Annotated in this window: 17 protein-coding genes and 2 pseudogenes; 4 read left to right on the forward strand and 15 right to left on the reverse strand. The window is 57.7% G+C overall.

Features of this window, described 5'->3' with window-relative positions; translation table 11 throughout:
* The first annotated feature begins 453 nt into the window (after window positions 1-453).
* Window positions 454-2,583, forward strand: coding sequence for a prolyl oligopeptidase family serine peptidase (locus tag FJ543_RS29865; RefSeq protein WP_064994204.1), 2,130 nt, complete (start codon window positions 454-456; stop codon window positions 2,581-2,583).
* A 727-nt stretch (window positions 2,584-3,310) separates the two neighbouring features.
* Window positions 3,311-3,926: pseudogene (locus FJ543_RS29870) on the forward strand (OmpW family protein).
* Between the two features lie 359 nt (window positions 3,927-4,285).
* Here the strand turns inward: FJ543_RS29870 and FJ543_RS29875 are convergent.
* Window positions 4,286-4,504 carry a helix-turn-helix transcriptional regulator gene (locus FJ543_RS29875; RefSeq protein WP_013533400.1) on the reverse strand — a complete coding sequence of 73 codons (219 nt, stop codon included), beginning with the start codon at window positions 4,502-4,504 and terminating at the stop codon, window positions 4,286-4,288.
* A gap of 109 nt (window positions 4,505-4,613) precedes the next feature.
* Here FJ543_RS29875 and FJ543_RS29880 point away from each other — a divergent pair, with 109 nt between their 5' ends.
* Window positions 4,614-4,880, forward strand: coding sequence for a DUF2285 domain-containing protein (locus FJ543_RS29880; RefSeq protein ID WP_064994205.1), 267 nt, complete (start codon window positions 4,614-4,616; stop codon window positions 4,878-4,880).
* Window positions 4,881-5,383: 503 nt separating this feature from the next.
* Here the strand turns inward: FJ543_RS29880 and FJ543_RS29885 are convergent.
* Together FJ543_RS29885 and FJ543_RS29890 are read right to left on the reverse strand one after the other, a co-directional pair.
* Window positions 5,384-6,121, reverse strand: a complete 738-nt coding sequence (locus FJ543_RS29885; protein WP_064994226.1) for a LuxR family transcriptional regulator — start codon at window positions 6,119-6,121, stop codon at window positions 5,384-5,386.
* Window positions 6,122-6,777: 656 nt separating this feature from the next.
* A complete protein-coding gene (locus tag FJ543_RS29890; RefSeq protein WP_064994227.1) occupies window positions 6,778-8,184 on the reverse strand; it encodes an aminotransferase in 1,407 nt (468 codons plus the stop codon).
* A gap of 315 nt (window positions 8,185-8,499) precedes the next feature.
* On the opposite strand from FJ543_RS29890, the pseudogene FJ543_RS32075 reads away from it, so the two are divergent.
* Window positions 8,500-8,730: pseudogene (locus FJ543_RS32075) on the forward strand (IS3 family transposase); the annotation flags it as partial.
* Window positions 8,731-9,216: 486 nt separating this feature from the next.
* Here the strand turns inward: FJ543_RS32075 and FJ543_RS29895 are convergent.
* From FJ543_RS29895 to FJ543_RS29950, 12 genes are all read right to left on the reverse strand, one after another.
* Entirely contained in the window at window positions 9,217-10,671 is a 1,455-nt protein-coding gene (locus FJ543_RS29895) for a ThiF family adenylyltransferase (RefSeq protein WP_064994206.1), read from the reverse strand.
* On the reverse strand, window positions 10,668-11,090 hold the full coding sequence (locus FJ543_RS29900) for an E2/UBC family protein (RefSeq protein WP_064994207.1): 423 nt from the start codon (window positions 11,088-11,090) through the stop codon (window positions 10,668-10,670). Before FJ543_RS29900 ends, FJ543_RS29895 begins: the two co-directional genes overlap by 4 nt.
* Window positions 11,090-11,335: a multiubiquitin domain-containing protein gene (locus FJ543_RS29905; RefSeq protein WP_064994208.1), complete on the reverse strand. Its 246-nt coding sequence runs from the start codon at window positions 11,333-11,335 to the stop codon at window positions 11,090-11,092. Before FJ543_RS29905 ends, FJ543_RS29900 begins: the two co-directional genes overlap by 1 nt.
* A 195-nt stretch (window positions 11,336-11,530) precedes the next feature.
* A complete protein-coding gene (locus FJ543_RS29910; RefSeq protein ID WP_224655964.1) occupies window positions 11,531-12,169 on the reverse strand; it encodes an Lrp/AsnC family transcriptional regulator in 639 nt (212 codons plus the stop codon).
* Window positions 12,099-13,652 carry a fumarate hydratase gene (locus tag FJ543_RS29915; protein WP_064994210.1) on the reverse strand — a complete coding sequence of 518 codons (1,554 nt, stop codon included), beginning with the start codon at window positions 13,650-13,652 and terminating at the stop codon, window positions 12,099-12,101. Before FJ543_RS29915 ends, FJ543_RS29910 begins: the two co-directional genes overlap by 71 nt.
* Entirely contained in the window at window positions 13,649-15,082 is a 1,434-nt protein-coding gene (locus FJ543_RS29920) for an NAD-dependent succinate-semialdehyde dehydrogenase (protein ID WP_064994228.1), read from the reverse strand. Before FJ543_RS29920 ends, FJ543_RS29915 begins: the two co-directional genes overlap by 4 nt.
* A 200-nt stretch (window positions 15,083-15,282) precedes the next feature.
* Window positions 15,283-16,209: a LysR family transcriptional regulator gene (locus FJ543_RS29925; protein ID WP_064994229.1), complete on the reverse strand. Its 927-nt coding sequence runs from the start codon at window positions 16,207-16,209 to the stop codon at window positions 15,283-15,285.
* A 116-nt stretch (window positions 16,210-16,325) separates the two neighbouring features.
* Window positions 16,326-17,240 carry a CoA ester lyase gene (locus FJ543_RS29930; RefSeq protein WP_086081362.1) on the reverse strand — a complete coding sequence of 305 codons (915 nt, stop codon included), beginning with the start codon at window positions 17,238-17,240 and terminating at the stop codon, window positions 16,326-16,328.
* A gap of 118 nt (window positions 17,241-17,358) precedes the next feature.
* Complete coding sequence (locus FJ543_RS29935; RefSeq protein ID WP_064994211.1) at window positions 17,359-18,510, reverse strand: CaiB/BaiF CoA-transferase family protein; 1,152 nt, start codon at window positions 18,508-18,510, stop codon at window positions 17,359-17,361.
* A 15-nt stretch (window positions 18,511-18,525) separates the two neighbouring features.
* The gene (locus FJ543_RS29940; protein WP_064994231.1) at window positions 18,526-19,776 is read right to left on the reverse strand and encodes a methylaspartate ammonia-lyase; all 1,251 of its coding nucleotides are present in this window, start codon (window positions 19,774-19,776) and stop codon (window positions 18,526-18,528) included.
* 81 nt (window positions 19,777-19,857) lie between these two features.
* The gene (locus FJ543_RS29945) at window positions 19,858-20,853 is read right to left on the reverse strand and encodes a succinylglutamate desuccinylase/aspartoacylase family protein (protein ID WP_064994212.1); all 996 of its coding nucleotides are present in this window, start codon (window positions 20,851-20,853) and stop codon (window positions 19,858-19,860) included.
* A gap of 370 nt (window positions 20,854-21,223) precedes the next feature.
* On the reverse strand, window positions 21,224-22,591 hold the full coding sequence (locus FJ543_RS29950) for a CapA family protein (protein WP_064994213.1): 1,368 nt from the start codon (window positions 22,589-22,591) through the stop codon (window positions 21,224-21,226).
* Window positions 22,592-22,634 lie beyond the last annotated feature (43 nt).

Consider the following 22,634-nt stretch of genomic DNA (forward strand, 5'->3'; position numbering starts at 1 on the left):
GCTCCGGTTTTTGCCGCCGGCGGGGTCTAAACCCACAGGTGGCAGCCGGTCTTCGTCGCTCACTCGTCCATCGCATCATGGTGGCCGCCATTGACTCGCATACGCGAAGCCTTCCGGAGCGAAGATGTCGGCGGCCAACCAAATTCCTTGTGAGCTGCACGGTGTCAGCTATCGGGCCTGAGTTGATCCGGTGATTACGCGGTGCACTCGTTGTCGCATTCGCGACGATGTCTGACATCTGACACGGCGCTGTCAGAGCGATCGCATTGTTCCGTAAGGGCTTCCGAGTTGGCACGAGAGCTGCGGTCCTATGTGCAGGAGCACTGCGACGCCACCGGTTGGGAAGAACTCATCCATGATCACGCTTTTCGAACATGCGGACACCGCCGCAAACATTGGGCCGTCTCGAGCGGACGAGAGCCCTTCCGCTTTCATTTCTCAGGTCTTTCGGTCATGAGCGAATTCGATTTTCGCCCAACGCTGAATGCGCCCGACGATGACCCCCATCTTTGGCTCGAAGATGTAGAAGGCGAACGGGCACTTGCGTGGACCGCCAGCCAGTCGGCAAAGACCCTGAAGCACTTCGCGGGAACGCAGTTCGAGCGCGACCGGGCGGCGCTTAGAGTGATGTTCGACCGTTTCGACAGGATTCCGCTCGTCACGCGCCGCGGTCAGTACCTCTATAATTTCTGGCAAGATGCCGGAAACCCGCGCGGGTTGTGGCGCCGGACCACCCTTGCCGCTTACATGAATGCGGATCCCCAGTGGGAGCTACTGGTCGATCTGGACGCCCTGGCCGCTAGCGACGGAGAAGACTGGGTCTGGGGCGGCGCGTCGATCGAGCCTGAGACGCGCGAAAGAGCCGTCTTGCGCCTGTCGCGCGGGGGCAGCGACGCGGTCGTGCATCGCGAATTCGACCTTAGCTCTTTGAGCATTGTCGCCGACGGGTTCAATCTCCCAGAGGCCAAGGGCGGGATAAATTGGCTCGACCCTGACACGCTTCTGCTTTTCAGTGCGCTTGGTCATGACATGGCCACCCGTTCCGGCTTCGCGCGGGCCGTGCGGTTGTGGAAGCGTGGCGCCGATCCCCTCACCGCGCCGGTAATCTTCAAGACGGGTTCCGAATCCCTAAGCGTGTCTGGTCATCTGGACCGCACGGTCGAGAACGAGCGCCTTTGGTTCATCGAGAATACTGGCTTCTTCAAGCAGATAGTCCAAATCGGCGACAGGAGCGGGCCGAAGCTTGAGATCAACCTTCCTCGGGATGCCTGGTGGGCCAGCTTCGGTGATTGGCTGGCGGTAAAGCCGCGCAAGCCCTGGACAGTGAGAGGGACCACCCATCCCGCGGACGCGCTGATCGGCATCTCGCTTTCTTCTTTCATCGGTGGCGAACGCCGTTTCAGCACCCTGTTTGAACCGGGCGAGAGGCGCTGTCTGCAGTCATTCTTCTGGAATGACGGGAAGCTCATTGTCGCCTACCTCGAGAACCTCGCTCCGCGTTTCGAGGTGTTCACCCCGGGTCGCCAGGAATGGACGCGCCGAGCCCTGGACACGGTGCCCGCGCAAGGGACCGTCCACCTCTGGTCCCTCGATGCGGCAGATCACGAGACCAATGGAGAGGTCCTCGTTTCGGCTCAGGACCCGATCACACCGTCGCAACTGCTCCTACTCGATCTCAATGATGCGCCGCCTCTTGGCGCTCCAGTGGTCCTGAAGCGCAGCCCGGAGAATTTCGACGCATCCGGACTGGTGGTCACGCGCCACGAGGCAGTCTCGATCGATGATGAATTGATTCCCTATATGCAGGTCGGTCCGGCGAACGGGAACGGAGATGCCCCGGTTCACCTTTCCGCGTATGGCGGGTTCGGCATATCGCTCCTGCCCCACTACAACTCCTCGCTCGGCAAGCTGTGGCTCGAACGCGGCGGCACGTGTGTGGTGGCAAATATCCGCGGGGGCGGCGAGTTCGGCACCCGCTGGCACGATGCCGGACGGAGGGAGGGCAAGCGTCTCGCCCATGACGATTTCGCTGCCGTAGCAGCCGACCTCGTACGAAGGGGCATCACACTACCGAGGCGGATTGCCGCTGAGGGCGGCTCGAATGGCGGCCTGCTGATCGCCAACATGCTTACTCGCTATCCCGAGCATTTCGGCGCGCTGTTCTGCACGGTTCCGCTTATCGACATGCGCCGCTACACCAAGCTCCTGGCCGGCGCGAGCTGGATCGACGAATATGGCGATCCGGACAAGGCTGAGGATTGGGCTTTCCTGAAGGAAATCTCCGCCTATCACGCCGCCACGCCGGGACAGCCCTATCCGCCGATCCTGCTCGCCACCACGAAGCGTGACGACCGCGTTCACCCGGGCCACGCGCGCAAGATGGCCGCAAAGCTGCAGGCCCTCGGCTATCCGGCTTATTTCTACGAGCCCGTCGCAGGCGGGCACGGGCACGGTAAAGACAATCGGGAGCGCGCTGGATTCATTAGTCTTGGCATCAATTTCCTTCGCAGCGCGATCGGCTGGCACGCCGATAGCTTTCACAAAGGATCGGGAGCTCGGGGAGAGCGAACTTCGGATGACTGAGTACAGGTCGAGGGGTGCGGCAAAGGTGCAAAATAATGCGAGCACGGTTTGCGCAAATGCGCCCCCGTACGCTGTCGACCTCAATCAATACTGCAGGACTATCGCAGTCTACCATTTTCTGAAGAGCAAGGAGCAATATCATGGGATCAAATAAATGAAACTGGCGCAGGGAGTAGTAACGGCCGTTGTCCTGATGCTGCTGGCACAGCAGGTTGTCGCGACGAGTCATCCACAAGTACCTGCGCCTCCCCGCCTCCCCCGTCCCGTTGCGCTTACCCGTGCCCGTCTACGACACCAATCTAGGAGTCAAGCTCTTGGCATATCCGCCTGCGCTCCTCGGGGGACCACATTCGGCTAGGTTAATACGGTGCCTATCCGGTTGCTTCTGCGGGACCAGCCCGGGCGGGCACAGCTACGGCAGGAATCCGACCCGGGCGCGTTCATTGGCTTAGGCGACATTTTGCTTGGCGGCGCGATCGGCTGGCACGCCGGTAACGTGTATGGACGACCGGGAGCACGACGAAAGCAAGCACGAACGAAGGAGCACAGGTCGAGGACTGCGACAAAAGCAATAACGCGATCACAGTTGGTCAGAATGCGCGCACAGCTCCATCTATCTTAATCAAATAGACTAGTTGCATGATAATTCGTTAGTTCTGAAGAGCAAGAGATATCAGTCAACAAAGCGAATGAACCTGCGCGGGCAGCAACAGCGGCTGTCGTCCTGATGCTGATCGGACAGCAGGCGGTCGCGTCAGACCTTCCAGAACCGTGCGGCCCCGACGAGGGTCCTTCGGTCGCGGAATGGCCAAGCCCTGGCAGATCCGCCTGCGCGCTTTGGGGGTCATCACTGGGGATTCGGGCTACGTCAATGGGGTGTCTGGCTCCGGTCTTTCCTATTCGAACACGGTGACGCCTGAACTCGATATTCTCGGACAACGTCGCCGCCGAACCCATACTCGGCGCCACCTTTGCCAACATCAATGGCCAAGGCTCGATGGGGCTAGGCAAGGTTGGTAAGGTTTGGCTGCTGCCGCCCACGCTCACATTCCAGTATCATTTTACCGATTTCGGCGCCTTCAAGCCCTATGTCGGCGCCGGCGTGAACTATACGATCCTTTATCAAGGCCGGCAGCGCCGATGATCTCAAGGTCAAGAACACCTTCGGCACCGCGCTGCAGGTCGGGTTCGACTACAAGCTCGACCAGCACTGGGGCGTCAACTTCGACGTGAAGAAGCTTTTCCTGAAGCCGGACTTCGAAGTCACCGTGGCCGGTAACAGCCAGACGGGCAAGGCGGAGCTCGATCCCTGGCTGATCGGCGCAGGTGTCACGTACCGATGATACCGCGGCCTCGTGAGCGCTTTGAGCCAACGGGCCCCCTCAGGCGCCCGTTAGCGTTCCCCCTTCCTCGGGTTAGTTTCAGTTTCCCGTGACGACTTCTGCAGAACGCCCAGCACAAGGACGCCTGTCGAGGTACGCGATCAGCATGCGTCGCGCCCACCTTTGATCAGAACGTCGTAACCTCGACTGTAACGTCGTAGCGCTGGTTCTCTCAGTCACCTTGCCCGCGAGCCCCGCCGAACACTCATCGGCAAAGGGCTGGCGGCGATAGCTGGTCGCCCCGGGGGAGATCGGACCTCCAGTGAGAGCCAGTGAGCGCCGTCAGGCGCTGGCTCCTAGTAATTACATGAACCGCCACTTCAGGCCTGTTTGTCGGGCCGTACCAGATCCATGTGGCTGACGCCGAGCGCCAACGCCAGTTCATAGATCGTGATGATCGTCGGATTTCTTCGGCCCTTCTCCAAACCGCTGATGTACTGCTGGCTGAAGCCGGAAATGTCGGCAAGCTGCTCCTGGGTCAGACGCTTCCTTTGCCTGATCCGCTGCACATTCCGTCCGATCAACTTGCGCATATCCATGCACGCAAGCCACCGGATCAGGCGACTTGAGTTTATCAACTATAATATGTAATTCACATTTTGCCGGGAGAGAAGTCGCCGAGGCGATCATCTGGAGCTAGGATCAGCAATGTTACAGCCTAAATCGGACATGGCGATTACCGACGAAGTGCCCTGGTCAGACGGCATCACAGCCTACGACAAGGAGCACTTTACAACCTACATGAGGCTCCTCGATGCATCCGGCGACGATGCTAGCGAAGAGGAAATGGCACATCTGATCCTCGGCATTGATCCGAGACGAGAACCGGAGCGTGCGAGGAAGGCTGTTCGCAGTCATCTCGACCGTGCAAACTGGGTGATGACAAGCGGGTACAAGGAATTGTTCGACAGCTGAGAAATTGCGCAGTGCTCGCCCAGTGGCCGCCACTGCTTCGGCTACAGCCCCCTCCTCGGCGCCTGATGAGGCATCCAGGAACGGCCAACGGCAGCCTCAATTCGGTTCATGGGCATCGGTTTTGGCCGGTTGGGGGTCTGATGCGACAAAAGGAATCGCGTTCCGTTTGGATGGGCAGTAGCCACAGCAGCACGTCATCGAGTGCCGCTCCTCCCACGAGTAACAACTGTGTAGGTTTTCGGCGAAGCTGGATGTTCAAATACCGGGCGCCCGCCACGGTTGACGCTTGACGTCAGCAGTATGGGGCGAGCTATTCTCATAGCCATGCAACGCGGACTAGCGTCGGAACGAGACGCCGACTGAGCCCTTTGAGTGCAAAGTGTGACGGGAATATACGACTGCATCGCGCCTGACTGCGCCGGGCGGCAAAGGGACTCAGCATCCCTTCGCCGCTGTTAAAATGCTGCGACCGATGACCCGAGCACAGCGGACCAAAGAGCTACTCAGAGGATCGAGCTCCCTTGGGACCCCAAAAGGGCTATGGCTTGATTTTGCGTGCGCACGCCCAGCTTCTTCTTGGCATTCTCCAAATGGAATGCGATGGTGCGCGGCTTAATGCCCAAGATGCGGCCGGTTACCCAGGCCGAATTGCCGCGCGCTGCCGACCGCAGGCACATATATTCGCGCGATGTCAGCAAGATCCCATCCACGGTTCGATCGCCCGGCAGTTTGCGGCGAACGCAGCGATGAAAGCAGGTGGCCATCAGCTGAAGAGCTTGTTCGTACCGCTCGATGACCCGAAGAAATACTGGACGAGGCTCATCGGCGGCGAACGTAACCGCGGCAGTGCGGCCTCGTAGATCGACGATTGGGATCGTCAATCCGCAGCGGATGCTGAATCGGGCCGCCTCATCAAATAGCTGCTGTTGAGCCGGCGACATCTTACCGCCCCACAAATCCGATCCCCATTGAAACGGGCGGCCGCCATTTCGAGCACGCAAGATGACAGGATCGAGCTTCTCATACTGATTTTCCAGATACTGCATGGCCCAGCGAGGTGGGTAATTCGAAATTAGCCTTGGCTTGCCGGAAGGCAGTGATGGCAAAGACAGGTACGCAAAAGAGAGTAGGTCAAATCTTGCCGCCGCCTCAGCCAAGGCTTCCCGGAAATCTGCTTCATCGACACTCTGTGACAGTCTTTCAAGGAATGTCTCGAAAACAAGTGGCATGTCCCTCGTCATAGTCGCGCTCGCTTCTTCCTCTTTCTGCACGCCTCCCGGCCGCCGCGTGCATGGCCGGACAACTGTCATTGACTTCGCAGGCGTCTCGGAGCTGATCAGCAGATATGGCCACACTGGGTTTGAGGTGTGAGAATTCACCGCCGCGATTGTTCTGCTGCAATCGATGATTGAGGACGATATCTTCGGCGTGGCCGCTCCGTTGAATGGTGGGGATGGCGCGCTGCAATGGTGTAAAGTCGCGTCTAAGTTTCGATCTGCATCCTAATACGCAAATCATCTTTGAACGCCTGATTTCCGGCCGCCCTTAATGATGGTGATGGGGTGAATCAAAAAGGGCGCCCTGCCGGCGGGGAGGTACACCGGCAGGGCGCGCCGCACAAAGGCCCTGGTTGTTGGGGGACAGGACAGTGGCGGCAGAACTGGTCGGTTACAACTTGCGAGTAAAGTGGTCCGGAGCATGCTCAGGATCAGATGTCTTGAATTCAACTATTTGGTTTGCTCGGCGCAACAGAATGCAGTCAAGCCAGCATCACCCAAGGACGGCCCCTGACGCAGCCGGATCTTTACGACTGGTCCGTGCAGAGTTTTCATGGGATGATATGACAGCATTCTGGCACATGGTCACGCCAGTGCTCAATCCCGTCGCCTTTGGAAGATCATACGGCACCCTCAGCCTTCAGCGCGCGATATGTGGCATCGACTGATTTCGCGGTCGCACCGACGATGATGTCGATCTCTTTTCGGGTAATGATCAGAGGTGGCGCATAGCCGAGGATGTCGCCATGCGGCATGGCCCGTCCGATCACACCATTTTCAAACAGAGCAGCTGCAGTGCGCACCCCGACCTGAAGGTCAGGATCGAATGGTATCCTTTGTTTCGGGTCCCGCATCATCTCTACCGCGGATAGGATACCCACTCCGCGAACTTCGCCGACGATGGGATGTCCCGCCAGTTCGGCTTTCATGCGGGCCTGCCAGTACGGTCCGACATCCTTCACATGTTCCAGGATGTTTCTTTCTTTTAGCAGTCGAATATTGGCAAGCGCGGCCGCAGCACAAAGCGTGTGACCGGAATATGTCCATCCATGGCCAAGTGCGCCGTGCTTCTCAGTTCCTTGTTCCAAAACCGACCAGACTCGGTCGCCAATGATCGACCCGGAGATGGGGAGGTAGGCGGAACTCAGCCCCTTGGCGATGGTCACGAAATCCGGACGCATGTTATACAGGTGAGAACCGAACTTCTCGCCGGTCCGCCCGAAGCCGCAGACCACTTCATCAGCGATCAGAAGGATATCGTACTTATCGAGCACCGCTTGAATGGCCGTCCAGTACCCTGTGGGGGGCGGCACAATACCTCCTGTCCCAAGTACCGGCTCTCCGATAAAGGCTGCAACCGTTTCTGGTCCTTCAGCCAGGATCAAGGCTTCAAGCTCATCGGCACAGCGCCGGGAGAAAGCTTCCTCGCTCTCCTCGATGCGCGCCTGGCGGTAGTAGTGTGGCGTGGTGGTATGGCGCACCAAATCCAGAGGCAGGTCGAAGAAATTGTGAAAAAACGGAAGGCCGGTCAGGCTACCGGTGACCAGCCCAGATCCGTGATAGCCGCGATTTCGCGAGATGATCTTTTTCTTTTCGGGCCGGGCGAGGATATTATTATAGTACCAGACCAGCTTGATGTTGGTTTCGTTAGCGTCGGAACCAGAGAGGCCAAAATAGACCCTTCGCATGTTCTGACCGAAATACTCGACCACGGCCTCTGCCAAAAGGGCGACCGGCTCCGTACCTTGGCTGGCATAGACGTGTGCGAACGGCAATTCGTGCGCTTGCCTGGCAATAGCCTCGGCGATCTCCGTGCATCCATAACCCATATTCACGCAGTAGAGGCCTCCGAAACCGTCGAGGCTCCTTCGGCCTTCGGTGTCCCAGATATAAACGCCTTCCGCACCGGCCATGATCCTATTTGGCGTTTCGCCTCGGCTGTGCTTGGCCAGATGCGTAGAAGGATGAAAGACGAAGCTTCTATCCTTCTCCCGGAGTTGCTCGGTTCCCAGATTGCTCAAGCGCATGTCCCTCTCCTCGCGATACAATGGCGGGGGCATTTGGCCGGCCAGCTCATTGGCAAGCAGTATACCGGAAACACCGCTGGAATTTCGCGGGAATGGATGTTTTTTGCAGACGAATTCGCGGAATCGGGATCAGATGCCGTGGAAATCAACTGAGCTGGTGTACCTTTGCCTGGACTGGGCCCGTTTGGACCGGACAGTCGGCTAATGTGGGAGGCTTAGATATACTCAAGCACAGGCGGCTGACGAATATCGACGGATTGAATTGCAGCGGCTGCGGTGGGATCTGACGAATCTTTGGAGTTCAGAAGTGCGGGGCTTGAAGAGCACGTTCGCGACCTCGAGCGGCTTCCCGGCCGCAAGACCATGCAAGTGGAGATCCTCAAGGACGCGCTGGCCGGGTCGGACTCAAAATAAACCGACTTGCGGCGCTTGTTGCAGCCGAGGGACAGTTCCCGATGAAGGCCGTTGCCGAGACCCGCGGTGGCGCGGCCCATCTCCATGACAAGGGTGCGTCGCCCGGTGAAGCCGCGCGGGCCTTACCGCAAACGCGTCCGCGGCTCCAGGACCCACTCTAGAGATTTCTTGCGTATATGTCTGGTCGGGCTCGCCAAGGCTCGACACCGGTGTCTTCACACCAATAGACTTTCCCGTCGCTGAGCCAGAAATGGCTTAGGCATCCTTTGGTTCTCCAAACGGAGGGATGCAACGTTGGCCGGCCCTCCACGCTCACCTCAATGCGCCACCTGGGGTTATGTGGCGCGTGGGTTGGCAATGAAACCACATCGCCACACCCACAGGGACACCTAAAGAGTGCCCAGTATGGTCGGCCTTTATGCACGACGCTTATGAACTGTCCCGGCCGAACCGCGTCATTCGGCGGCGTTTTTTCAACCACATCATTGCGAGCGAAAGATACGTCCGCGAGCGATGCCTCAGAAGGAACTCGGTCCGCCGGTGTTTTTGGACCACGTGGACCGAGAATGATTTCCTCTGCCCACCGTAGGAAACTTAACAACCAAGACCACATGCGAATCAACACAGCTTGCCGAGTGACGGCATACCGAGCCGGTAGCCATTCTCGCGTGCGAGCAATAAACCGTCTGGACCGCAGCAAAAACAACCAGCGTTGTCTTTTGGCATATTGCTGTAAATTACCATGTGCACGAAATCGTACCATATATTGTCGCGGCGAATGTCGCTCGCAAGCCGCCGATAGGGGCGCACCAGATCAAACAAGGTCGCTACGGCCATGTCGGCGGTCGCACTGGTGAAGGGACCTACTCCGGGCGCCCGCTCCCCGCCCCCGATCAGATAATACTCTTCCCGGAGCGTCTCTGGATCCAGCTCCGCCAGCTCCGGACGCGCCTTCAGTGCACTCTCGTAATCGAGCTTTTCCTCGGTGACGACGCCTTGGCATCTTAAGCACCCACCAGATTCGGGAAGAACTGTGCTAACCCGCCCTCTATGATCACGTAGGTACGGCTGACGGTCCTGGTCAAGACCAATATTGCCTGTGAGCCCGCAGTCGATGAGTCCTTGGCAGTAATAGTAAACCGCCTGATTGAGAATTTCTCTCCCAGCGACATCATCAGTACAACCGAACACCAAGTCGGCGCTGGAAATGGCATCGACCGCTTCTGGAGACTCGTTCACATACCCCTCAATGGCAACGACAGTCACTCTCAGGCCCAGATCCCGAACATATCGGGCTAACGTAGCAGCTTTGCTCTCGCCTACATCGCAGCGGCGATATCCGCGAACGCGGTTGAGATTGCTAGCTTCGAGCAAATCGCCGTCTACAATGATGAGTTCGCCTACACCCGCGCGAGCGATAAGTGTGGCGACTGAAGACCCTGTTCCCCCTCCTCCGACGATTGCTACGCGCAACGATCTGAGCTTCTCGTTGAATGGTTCGCCAAATGCAGCTTCTTGTCGCTTTAGCACTTCCGATGGTGCAGCATCGACCTTCTTGCCGATGTGAACTGACAGCTGCGTCCCGAGCACACACACATGCCGGACGTCAGCCACTCCGTGAGGGGCCGCACCCGTCCGAACTCTGGCACGCCAATGTCCGTCGGCCAAAATCATCGCGACAAGTGATACCTCAGGGCCATTGCAGCCAGCGTATCCCCTCAGAATGCTTTGTTCGTTCTGATCATCCTTCGTCGAGAAATCCAGAGCGCCCCTTGGGTGACTGTGGACAAACCCCAGCTCAAGCCGCTCCTGCTCGCAGCGAAAGTAGATATCTTGGAACTTGCGGAGATTGATGCGCAAGTGCACCGGGGAGCTGTCCAGCACCCAGTCGCCATCCATCTCAATCGCGTCAACGGCCACAAAACGCGTTGACGGCGGCAGACCCAGTACGGTTCTCTCAATTTTGCGGAAGAGGACGAGCGCGCCCCGCTCGTCACGGTCGGGGTGCCCGGTCAACCAGCTCTTGAGCCTATCGTCGAGGGAACCGATAATCGAAATCCGATATCCGTTCATGAACGCCTCGCGTCCGGGTACTTAAACGCCCATGAGATCCGGTCCATAATTGTCTGGACGTCGTCGACCTTTGGCTTCCAGGCATTTTTATGCCAGTGTCTGGACCACCGGCAAAACACTGTCGCCTTGTGCGTACGCGAATCCTCATTGGAACCAGGTCCGCCAGTATTTGGTATTGGCTTGCCGTCAGCCCGGTGAAGTCGTGGGTGAACCCAGAACATGTCCCCACCCGAGCTATTGTAATTCTGCGGAATCTCATACAACACATCGACAGCGTTTGCAGATTTTGCATCTGCCAGGTAAACCCCTTTCGGCAGCGGAAATCTTTTGAATATTAGGAAACGGGCGCCCTCCTCTTCTTCAAAATTGACGCCGGCTTTGTGGAGTGTCTCGTAATCAGAATCGAACAACAGGGGCATTATTCAATTCCGGCTTCGGAACTTGCATCCTGCGCGTAGAACTTTTCGATCCCCGGTGGCAGCAAGTCGATCGGGTCCTCGTGCCCAACTAACTGGCCAGGCTGGCCTGGCCTTTTCACATAAAGGTCCATGCTATCCGGTATGCCAGGGCCTACGCCTCGCACCTCGGCGCCGGTTATGAACCGGTTGTCCCAATCGTAATTTTCGTTTTCGATTTTGAACTTGAACTTCTCTTTGGCAGCCATGGATCCGTCTCTCGCAGTTGCTTGGTTTCAAGATATCTCAGGCGCGCACATCCCTCTTCTCCCGTTGATTACGGGCAGGCTCGACCAGTTGCCTCTTATACGGGAAGCGCTCCTTCGGGTTTCACGGGAATGCGCGTGTTTCGCCACGGAATTCGCGGAATGGAGGTCCAAACCCGCGGAATCAGGCCTGGGCGTCTACCGCTGTCTTAGTGAGGACAAGGGGATCGGTGCATTCGATTTCACAGGTTTGGTCACCACAAGGCTGTAATATTGATCAATCCCCAGCCCTGCCTGCAGCAGCCCCTCCATAAAATCTTGATAGGTAGCCATGGAAAGTGTTGCGACGCGCATCAGATAATCGATCCTTCCCCCAATTGCCCAGCAATCCAAGATTTCGGGAAAATCTTGGATCGCGACCTCGAAGTGTCTTTGGTCCTCAAGGCGATGACGGTCCAGCACGACCTCCACCATTACAAAGACCATGCCGCCAATGAGGGCTGGACTGAGCCGTGCGTAGAATCCCTCAATAATTCCTTCGGCCTCGAGTGCACGGAGACGTTCCGAGCAAGCCGACGCCGAAAGATGGACGCGCTTCGCAAGCTCGCTTTTTGAAATCCTACCGTCTGACTGAATCGCTGAAAGAATGCGGATATCCCAGGCGTCCAGGCGCAGAGGATTGGGTTTTGCCTTCATGACTTCAGCTCTTATGCCGTTGCCGACACTGGAATTGGGTTGGAACGACCGGCTCTTGGTCACGAAGGGTTCAAACGCCGATGTTGCGTGCGATGCTGTCCGCAGCCATGCGCTTTCGCCACTCAAGAGGTCCGGAATCATGAATGGAGTTTCCCTCGACATCGACAGCTGCGATGACAGGCATGTCCTTCACCTCGAATTCATAGACAGCTTCCATGCCAAGGTCTTCGAAGGCCACAAGCCGCGCTGACTTAATTGATTTTGAGATCAGGTAGGCAGCCCCTCCCACCGCGATGAGATACGGCGTTTTGTATCTTGCAATCGACTGTATTGCCGCCCGCCCTCTCTCCGCTTTGCCCACCATCGCGAAAAGCCCGGTTTCGGCTAGTACCTTTTCCGTAAAATCGTCCATTCGGCTGGAGGTCGTTGGCCCAGCCGGTCCGACGACTTCATCTCCCACCGCGCGGACGGGTCCAACGTAGTAGATAACGCGTCCCTGCAGATCGAACGGAAGCGGCTTGCCGGCGTCGATCAACTCGACGATCCGCTTGTGGGCTGCGTCACGGCCCGTCAGCATCGTTCCGGATAAAAGGAGGGTTTCCCCGCAGCGCCACGATGCTGTCTCTTCCTTCGCCAGCGTATCAAGATTGATCCTGCGTACGCCGGCTGGCCTCAATTCGTCCGTTCCAATTTCGGGCCATTCGCTCAGATCGGGCGGCTGGAGTCGGATGGGTCCATAGCCGTCCAAAGTAAACTTCAGGTGCCGGTTGGCGGCACATTGCGGGATGAGGGCAACGGGCTTGGACGCCGCATGAGTAGGATAGGTCGCAACCTTGACGTCAACGACTGTCGTCAGACCACCAAGGCCTTGGGCCCCAATACCAAGCGCGTTGATCCGCTCATAAAGCTCAATCCGCAGCCCCTCCTCTGGGCTGGACGCTCCCCTGGCAATCAGTTCCACCATATCGATGGGCTCGTTCATGGCCTCTTTGGCCAGCAGCATCGCCTTTTCAGCGCTACCACCGACGCCAACAGAGATCAGGCCGGGGGGGCACCATCCGCTGCCGAGGGTCGCCACCGTGTCGACCACCCAATCGGCAACGGATGCGCTTGGGTTCAGAGTGGTGAAACGGGCCTTGTTCTCCGAACCGCCGCCTTTTGCCGCAATGGTGATCTCAATCTTGTTACCTTGCACAAGGTCAACGTGGACGACTGCCGGCGTGTTGTCACGGGTGTTCATCCGTCGGGCAAGCGGATCGGCAACAATTGATGCCCGAAGCGGATTGTCCGGGTCGAGATATGCCTGACGGACACCGTCATTCACGAGGTCTGCGAAACTGGCTGCTGAGTTGATGCGGACGTCCATACCGACCTTGGCGAAGCACACCACAAGACCGGTGTCCTGGCACATCGGCCGCCGTCCGAAGGCCGCCATGCGGGAATTAGCCAGGATCTGTCCGATGGCATTCTTCGCCGCTCGACTCTGTTCACTCACGTAGGCCTGCGAAAGAGACCGGATGTAATCTGGAGGATGGTAATACGAGATGTACTGAAGGGCGTCGGCAACGCTCCTTGTGATATCCTTGCCGGCGATGGTCCGTGTTCTACTTCCCACCGATTTCATCCAAATGAGCTGAGACCGTTGACCATTTTGAGGATTTGGAAGCTTCGCACCCCCTGTTCGCCGCCTTCATATCCGTAGCCACTCTGCTTGACTCCCCCATAGGGCGCGTCTGCCGAGACCCCTTTCAGGTAATTCACACTGACAGCGCCTGCCGAAAGGCCATTAATCAGCTTTCGCTGCGTATTGGCAGCGTCCGTGAAGAAATAAGCGGCCAAGCCATAATCGGTGGCGTTGGCCTCCTCAATCGCCTCCTCGAGCGCATCGAACGGCGCCACAGTGAGGATCGGTCCGAACGGCTCTTCATGAAGCACTCTCGCTTCCTTCGGTACGGCCGTCAGGATGGTTGGCGGCCAGTAAAAGCCCGGTCGGTCAAGGCGGGCGCCACCGGTTTGGATGCGGGCGCCTCGTTCGACCGCATCCTTGGTCAGGCGCTGCATTGCTTCTATTCGCCGGGCGTTCGCCATCGGACCCATGTCCGTTGCAGCGTCGTCTGGTAGGCCGATCCTGATCTTGCGGACCGCCTCCGTCATCCGGGACAGAAATTCCTCATAGAGGGACCGCGCGACAAGAATCCTGCTGGGCGCATTGCAGCTCTGGCCCGCGCACTCGAACTTGTATTCCGAAATAGCCGGTACGGCCTTTGCCAGGTCGGCATCCTCGCACACAATAACCGGGGAGTGCCCACCGAGTTCGAGGATGCAGCGCTGCAAATTATTCGCCGCGAGCATGGCCAGCTGTTTTCCAACAGCGGTTGAACCGGTGAAAGTTAAAACCTTCACGATTGGCGAACTGAGCAAATGCCGCGATATATGCACCGGCACACCGAAGACCAGATTGACCACGCCGTCCGGAACGCCTGCTTGGCGCAACGATTCAACAATATGGACTGCCACGCTCGGTGTCTCTTCAGCCCCTTTGAGGATCACCGGGCAGCCTGCCGCAAGCGCAGGGGCGAGCTTGCGGGCGATGAGAACGGCCGGATAGTTCCAAGGGGTAAAGGCAGCAACGACGCCAAGGGGCTCCGGGACGACCATCCGGTTCGGACCCATCGGAATCGGGGTCGACAGCTCCTCGGCATGTCTGCCGTTCCATTCCAGCGTTTCGACAGCGCGCACATACTCACCTGTCGCTTCGGCAATCGTCTTTCCCTGTTCGGCCGACAGGTCCCTGGCCGCGGCTCCAGCCCTCTCTGCTAGAATCCTGGCGGCTGCTACGAGGATCTCGCCACGATGTTTGGCTGGCCGCGAGGACCACGCCTTGCGGCTCCGTTCTGTCGAAGCGAGAGCCTCATCCAAATCCGACACGGTCGCCGAGGCCACCGAAGCAAATACCTTCTCCGTCGCCGGATTAACCACCGGCAATGTGGCTCTGCTACCGCCGGCTCGCCATTTGCCGTTGATAAAGAGGTGGTGGCTCCTAGCGTCGGACATCGCGCGCTCCACTTAGTGAAATATTCATGCCATACAAGCGCCGTTCGATGTCAAAAACACTGAACTCGCTTGAGCCAGTTTCATCGCGATGGTCGCGGAGGGTCAAATATCGATTAGTGCCGAAATCCATCTGGAATCCAGATCGATCTGATGTTGATGGCGGGAAGCGGTCATGTCCCAGCTTCGTAGTTGAACGGTTATCAGGTCGGCTCAGCAGCCACTGCAGCCCAGCCGCGGCTCTCAATCAGTTCTCTGGCCACATTGGTGATGAGCTTACGTACCGCGCAAACGGATGCAGAACGCTCATCTTTCGGATTCACAGCAAGCACGACGGATCGGGTAATCGCCGGATCAACGATCTTGACGGTCCGGACCAGCCCTTGAGAGGCTTCTTTCTGAACCGCGGACGGAGCGAGAATAGAATAAGCCTTTCCGTCTATAACCATGTTGATGATCGTTGAGAGCGAGTCCACTTCAAACTTGACGTCCAGCGCGCAACCGTGTTGTGCGACGACGTCAGCGACTGAACGTCTGACGTTATTGCTGCGCATGGGGACCGCGAGCGGGAATGCATGCAGGTCAGCAAGAGATATAGCATCTTCGAAGGGTGGCTCACCGGACGGAACCACCAGACAAAGGTTTTCGCGCGCTAGCACCGTCATCCGCCCTACACTGTCCGCGGTGCGGTAGAGAACCGCCAGATTGAAGCGTCCAGCAGCCATCCACTCCTCTAGCGGTCCAGTCATACCCTCCACCATTTTGAGGGACACCTTGGGCAATTCGTTCCTCACTGCCTCAAGCAGCGGCCCGCTCAGAACGCGAGCCGCTCCAGATGGAATGCCCATAGTTACCTCCCCGGCAGGGGAAGAAGCTGTGTTGGTCAATTCCACCTCAGTAAGTCGAATTTCTTTGAGGATCGCCCGTGCCCGCTCGAGCAATTTGGCTCCTGACGCTGTGACGCTCACGCCAGTCCTGTCACGTATCAGCAGCTGAGTCCCGAAGCCTTCCTCCAGTTGACGCACATGCAGGCTTAGCGCGCTTTGGGCGACATTAAGGAAGCCCGCGGCTTTCGTGAAACTGCCTGCTTCGACCACGCCGACGAAGTATCTTAATTGTCTGATTTCCACGGGTACTCTTCCGAGGGCGAACTCCAATTTCGGCAATCTATCTCGAAATGCGATGGCGCGACAGCAATAATTGTGCCACGGCGCACCCAGTCGGCTCTAAATCAGCCGCACAAGACTCAAACGTCCAAGTCGGTGTCCGGACCCGCGGCGGCAATTTCTTGGGCCCTTCGAATCACCGGCGGATCGACCATCTTTCCCTCGAAGGCGAAAGCGCCTCGACCCTGCCCTGCCGCATCTTTTTGCGCCGCGAGAACACGACGGGCCCACTCGAGCTCCTGTGCGCTCGGCGAAAAGGCCTCATTGAAAATGGCCACTTGTGCCGGATGGATCGCCAAAGCTCCGGCAAAGCCAAGCCGCCGCGCATGCGCCGCGGCTTCACGAAGTTTATAGGTGTCCGAGAACTCGCCCATGCTTCCAATAAAGCCCAAAGGGAGCAATCCGGCCGCACGGGCAGCGAACAGCACGGCAAGGCTCGGGGCCAGGAGCAGATCAAATCCCGGGACGCCGCCAACAGCGGCACTGAAGTCTTCAGGACCAAGCGCCATTGCGACCATCCTTGGATGCGCCGACGCAATGGTCGCGAGCTTTCGCAAAGCGCCAGGCGTCTCGATCTGGGCGAGGAAACGTATGCGTCCCACGGGAAGATTTCTTTCCCGTTCAAGTTCCGAAACCGCATTGGCGATCTCTAAAACCCACTCTGCCGAATCCGTCTTGGGGAGAACCAATGCATCGACACCGGCCACCACAGCTGCATCGAGATCGGCCGCCAAGACGCGCAAACCTCGGTTCACGCGGACCAAAACCGATGCGCCCTTACTGCCCACCTTTGCCACAGATTCAGGAAGCTGCCGCCGTGCCTCGCCTTTTTGCTCCTGCGGAACGGAATCCTCGAGATCGAGAATGAGGCCATCAGCACCCCGCTGATGGGCCGTTGCCACAAAACGCGCAACGTGAGCGGGAACAAAGAGTAGGGATCTCCAGCGCGGTACGGGAAGCGAGCTTTCGGCGGCTGGACGGTTGTCCTTGATCATGGACTCGCCTCGCGGATATTAGCGAGAGCGATGCCAGTGAGGTTGCCGGCCGGCTGCCGGTGCTTTGCCCGGAGCAAGCACGGACTCCCGAGTGCGTCGCTCCCGACAAGCGGCGCGGTCATGCTGACACAGCTCTTTCGTGCAAACGCGCTGAAACCTCCTTGCGGACGCTCTCCGTGTGGGCGCCAAGAGCTGGAACTGGACGCAGCGACGGGTGCTCAGAGTTGAAGATTGCGGCCGGCGCTATCGTCTCCACAGTTCCTTCAGGTGTGCCAATTCCAACCCTGCGAACATGGGGATGTTTTGAAATATCCGCGACTTCATTCAGTCGCCCATATGCCAAACCGGCCGCTTCAAGCTCCTGCATCGCTTCGTGGCAGGACAATTCGGAAAACCGCCTTTCAATAATCTCGTCAAGTTGGGCACGGTGTCCGAGCCGCTCCATATTGTCTGCAAAAGTAGGTGCGCGTGTAAGCGACGGCTGCTTCAGGAATTTCTCGCAGAAATTCACCCACTCGCGGTCGTTCTGAACCGAAAAAATGACTTCCTTGTCATCGGCACAACGATAGGCGCCATACGGAGCCAGCGACGGGTGTTTCACGCCGGCGCGTACTGTGTGATAGCCGCTGTAGTCGTTCTGCAGAACCGGCACGTTCATCCAATCGGCGACGGAATCGAACAGTGACACCTGAATGCTTGTCCCTTCGCCAGTGACCTCACGGTGATACAGCGCCTGAAGAATGGCGCTATGCGCGGTCATGCCCGCCGAGATGTCGCAAACAGAGACCCCTACACGCGCTGGTCCTTGCTGGTTGCCCGTGATCGCGCATAGACCTGTTTCAGCCTGGACGATGAGATCATATGCCTTCAAATGGGAATATGGCCCTGTGTCCCCGAAACCAGAGATATCGCAGGTGATCAGCCGCGGAAAACGTCGGCGGAGATCGGCAGATCCAAAACCGAGTTTTTCGGTACTGCCCGGTTTCAGATTCTGAATAAAGACGTCCGAACCGGTAATAAGCGCGTCCAGGACTGCGCGGTCCGCTTCCAACTTCAGGTCCAGACAGACCGACTCCTTGCCCCGATTGAGCCAGACGAAGTAAGCACTCTGTCCCTGGACCAACTTGTCGTAGTTTCGGGCAAAATCACCTTCGGGCCTCTCGATCTTGATGACCCGGGCGCCCGCGTCTGCAAGGCGTGACGATGCGTAGGGTGCGGCCACGGCCTGCTCGACCGCTACGACGGTGATCCCCTCAAGAGAGTTCTGCATGCGACACCGTGCTTTTCATCCAACGTTTTCGTTTTGATTCCGACGCCTCAGGACCGCCAGCAACCGGTTCTGTTCATTCCCGACAATTGAGAATGCCTCGTCGACACCCATTCCCGGCTTTGCAAGCATCATGTCGGCCTGGGTTGCCACCGATACGTGGACCGAACCCTGGGCGGAGAGATCTGTCTCGGTACAGCTCCCGCCGACATACGCTCCGACCCCATTTTCCTTGCAAAGGAGAACGGCCCGAGCCGTGTCGGCCATGGAGCCGACATCGGGCGTCTTTATCTGAACAAGGTGCGCGGCCTTCGCTTCAGCAAAGAGCAGAATATCCTCAAGCGTATTGCATCTCTCATCGACGACAACGCGGGCGCCCGATCCCCGGTCATCCAGGATCGATACGATCCGGGCATATTTCTCAATTTGAGCTTGCGTGGAACCATAATCCGCCGGCGACTCGATATTGAGCGTGAAATCCGGAACGGTTTCTGCAACCTTGCAGATAAAGTCGGCAACGCGTCGCGGCTCCAGGCCGATTTCCTGGCCGATCCAGCCATACACATCGAAATGCAAGACCGGATGATAACCTGCGTGGCCGATTTCACCTGTCCGAGTTGCAACCCATTTGACGAATTCCATGAAGGTCTGACCGTCGACGCCGAATTTCTGGCGCGAGTTGATCAATCCGTGCGGAAGAACATCCACGCCCTTCAAAATCATCTTGTCAACATTGATTTCGCGAGCATCTCCGCTCTGGCAGTAAATCGGAACCCTACGTGTCGGTAGAGGCAGATCAAATTCATTGCATATGATCTCCGCCATCGTCGTATGATGAAGATGGGCGGCCGCGCGAAGGAGAGCTTGGCTGACGCCATACTGAATCGCGAGTGGCAACGGCTTATGTTCGTAGGGTTCGAAAACCTTCGCACAGGCATCCAGATAAAGAGATGCATCGACATCGAGAAGCCGCGGGACCACGACCCGCCACGACAAATCGGAGATTTGATTCGGATCGAAGAGCGGATCGCGTCCGCCGGCACCAGAGTACTGGACGTTCATCATGTCGCCCCAAACGACGGTGTCGTCGGCAAGGACAAGCCCGACGCTGAGCGATGATGCTGGAATGCGAATCGACTTGAACCCAGGCGTTGTCGGTACGCCGACATAGATGAAACCATCCTGGACGGCGCCGGACCTGATGGCAGCTTGATCATCATAGAAGAATGCACCGTTGCCAGGCGCAAGGACCACGTCTTTGATCTGCAATTCAGTCACCCGATTCATTCTGAGGGGATAAAATTCGTTACGCTGCTGGCCGGCGGGGCGCTGGCCGGTCGGCATTTGATCTTAGATCTTCTGCGGTCGCGCGACGATTGCTACCTCTTCGTTGACGTGCACATGCCTGCCCGATCGGATGGCTAAGACGATGGATGTTCCAGGCGCGCGGATACCAATGGGCTTAGCGGACAGCGAATCCATCGGATGCAGGATTCCTATGAGAGCTCCCTGCTTCACTTCGTCCAACACCGAGCAGCGAGGTTCGAAGATACCGGTTGCAGGCGATTTCAACTCGTCGGACGGACGAGTTTCAAGTATTTGACCGGATTTCTTTTCAAGGAATGTTGGATATTCGGCTTTGCCCTCGACCAACCCGAGCGCGATGAGCGCGTTACGCACTCCAGCCTCGAAGATCGCGAGATTATCCGCACCTACCGTGCCGCCACCAAATTCAGTGCAAACAAATACCTTGCCCTGGTTTTGGGCCAGGATATCGAACATTCCAACCGTGTCGTTATATTCCCAGACCAAAGTCACGGGCAATTTGAACGCTTCCGCCATTCTCACCGTCCTGGCCATGAGATCGCGATCGGCAATCGGATGCGTCGTGGCGGCCGGTGGAAAATCCCACGCTGGTCCGAAGCTGTGCAGATCAAATATCGTGTCGGCCATTGGCAACAATACGCGGGACACCGCATCAGCGATTCGTTCGGTCACTGACCCGTCGCCGCGGCCCGGAAACACGCGATTGAGATTCAACCCGTCGAGCGGAGTATTGCGGCTCCATGCCTGCACGGCCAATGGATTGAGCACCGGTAGGACGATAACCCTTCCACAGGTTTGCGCTTCTGGCAGCCACTCAATAAGCCGTCGCGCGACAAGTGGCCCCTCCAGTTCATTGCCATGGTTTCCGCCGGTGACAAGGAGGCGCGGTCCCTCACCTTTATTGAGACTGAAGATCGGAAGCGAAAGCTCTCCGGAGTCGGCGCCTCCCGGGACAACAAGATGCCCCCTGCTCACGCCGGGCGTCTCGAGATCAAACGTAAGATGTGGTGCTTCGCTCATTGTTCAACCTATTGCGAGTATTCAGGCGATCTGGCAGCCGGGTTCGGTTGCCGTTATGCATTTGCATTTTCCCGCGCTCGAAGTATGCGCCACACGATCGTCAATTCGCCAATATAATGTCCGGCACGGTGCCATCGCGCTTTTAGATGGAGGCCGCTTAGCTGGGACCACGGCTAGTCGATGTCCAAAAAAGAGAAAACGGGAGCGGTGAACCGTTGATACCTGTGCCTACAAAGGACTGCCATCGTGTCTGGCCACGAGGCGGGTTCTTGTAGGGCTTCTGCAGATTCTAAAGCACCACCGAGCCTGCCACGTCCTCTATTTCAGCAGATGTAAATGCCCAATCAGATGCGGCAACTTGGTCGAGCCCTCAGCGCGCCGGGGTCAATCTGATCACTCCAACATCGTTTTCGATGTTGATCTCGGTCCCGAACGGCTCGGATAAAATCCGTAGGCGCTCTAGGATGGCCTTGGCTTGAGGTGCCGAGGCGAACTGAGGGATTCCCCGGTCGGCAAACCGTTTGGAGTGGCCGAGTTCGATGGGATATAGCCGCAATTCGGCAAGTTGGTTCCGCTCGAAACGGCTTACCGTGACAATGCTTTCATAGAAGATCGGGTCTGTGAACCCTTTTGCCATCTCGGCGACCTTCACCTCCGCATCAGTATGGACGCGCGGGTCCTTAGCATATTCGTCAAACATGTCGGCGCCGGTCGGGGTCCCAAGGTCGTCCTCGAAGAAATTACCCAGGCTATAGAAAATCGGCCGGCCCCGATAGATTTCGATGCCTCGCAGCAGATGGGGCCCGTGTCCAACGTACGCGTCCGCTCCGGCGTCGATCATTTTGCGCGCAAAGGATTGCTCGTAATCTGGCGGTTCTTGGCTCAAATTACCAGGCTCGTGGCAGTGGTTGGTGACAATGCAGAAGTCAGAGAACTGCTTGCCGCGGCGAACGTTCCGCAGGATGTCGGCGACATCGCGCGAGTCGGGTTCATAGCTGTATCCCGCCTTGTCGCCCGCCTTGAAGGTCACTCCAGCGATCACGACGCATGTTGGCTCACATTCGGATTGGTAATAAACGGGCAATCCATCGCGCACTTGCCTTAGATTTTTCAGCATATCCGACGGGACCACGATGTTTTGCGCCAAGCGAAGCGGGTTGAGGCCGGGTCTACCAGGGGCCTCGCCAGCGGGATCGCACGCACGAAACATTGGCGCAAATGTTGTGGCCAACGACACCAACCCCACGCGACCGCGTGCCGTTTCGAAGAAACGCGCAGCACCAGCTTGTGCAAGGTTCTCGCCCGTCCCCGCATGGACAACACCGCTCTCATCGAGCACCCGGCTCGTCTCGCGCATGCCTTCAATGCCCCAGTCAAGAGTATGGTTGTTCGCGCGGCCCACGATGTCGAACCCCATCGCCTTCAAGTCGGGTCCGACCTCCGGCAAGCTGAGGTGATACGCGCCGCCGTATTCAGCCTGGGGATATCCCTTGAAAGATCTGCTGTCAAAGATGTTGACTTCCAGATTGCCAAAAGTGACATCAGCATCCTGAAGGATTTTGACGATAGCGCCGAAGCCGGGATCTTGAGATTTTGTCACCGCTCGAGACACGATTAGGTCGCCGACTGCTACCATCGTGAAGCCATCTTCAACGTTCGTTTGAATTGAACCAACCGTATCGTAGTTGCCGTCCTGCTGGACCAGATGAGAACTGCTCACGTGTGAATTTTCTTCCATAGTCCTTCTTCTCTTCTTTTCGCTACATTGGATTGGGTGGTCA

It is taken from the genome of Mesorhizobium sp. B2-5-7 (genome assembly GCF_006440875.1).
Taxonomy (GTDB): Bacteria; Pseudomonadota; Alphaproteobacteria; order Rhizobiales; family Rhizobiaceae; genus Mesorhizobium; species Mesorhizobium australicum.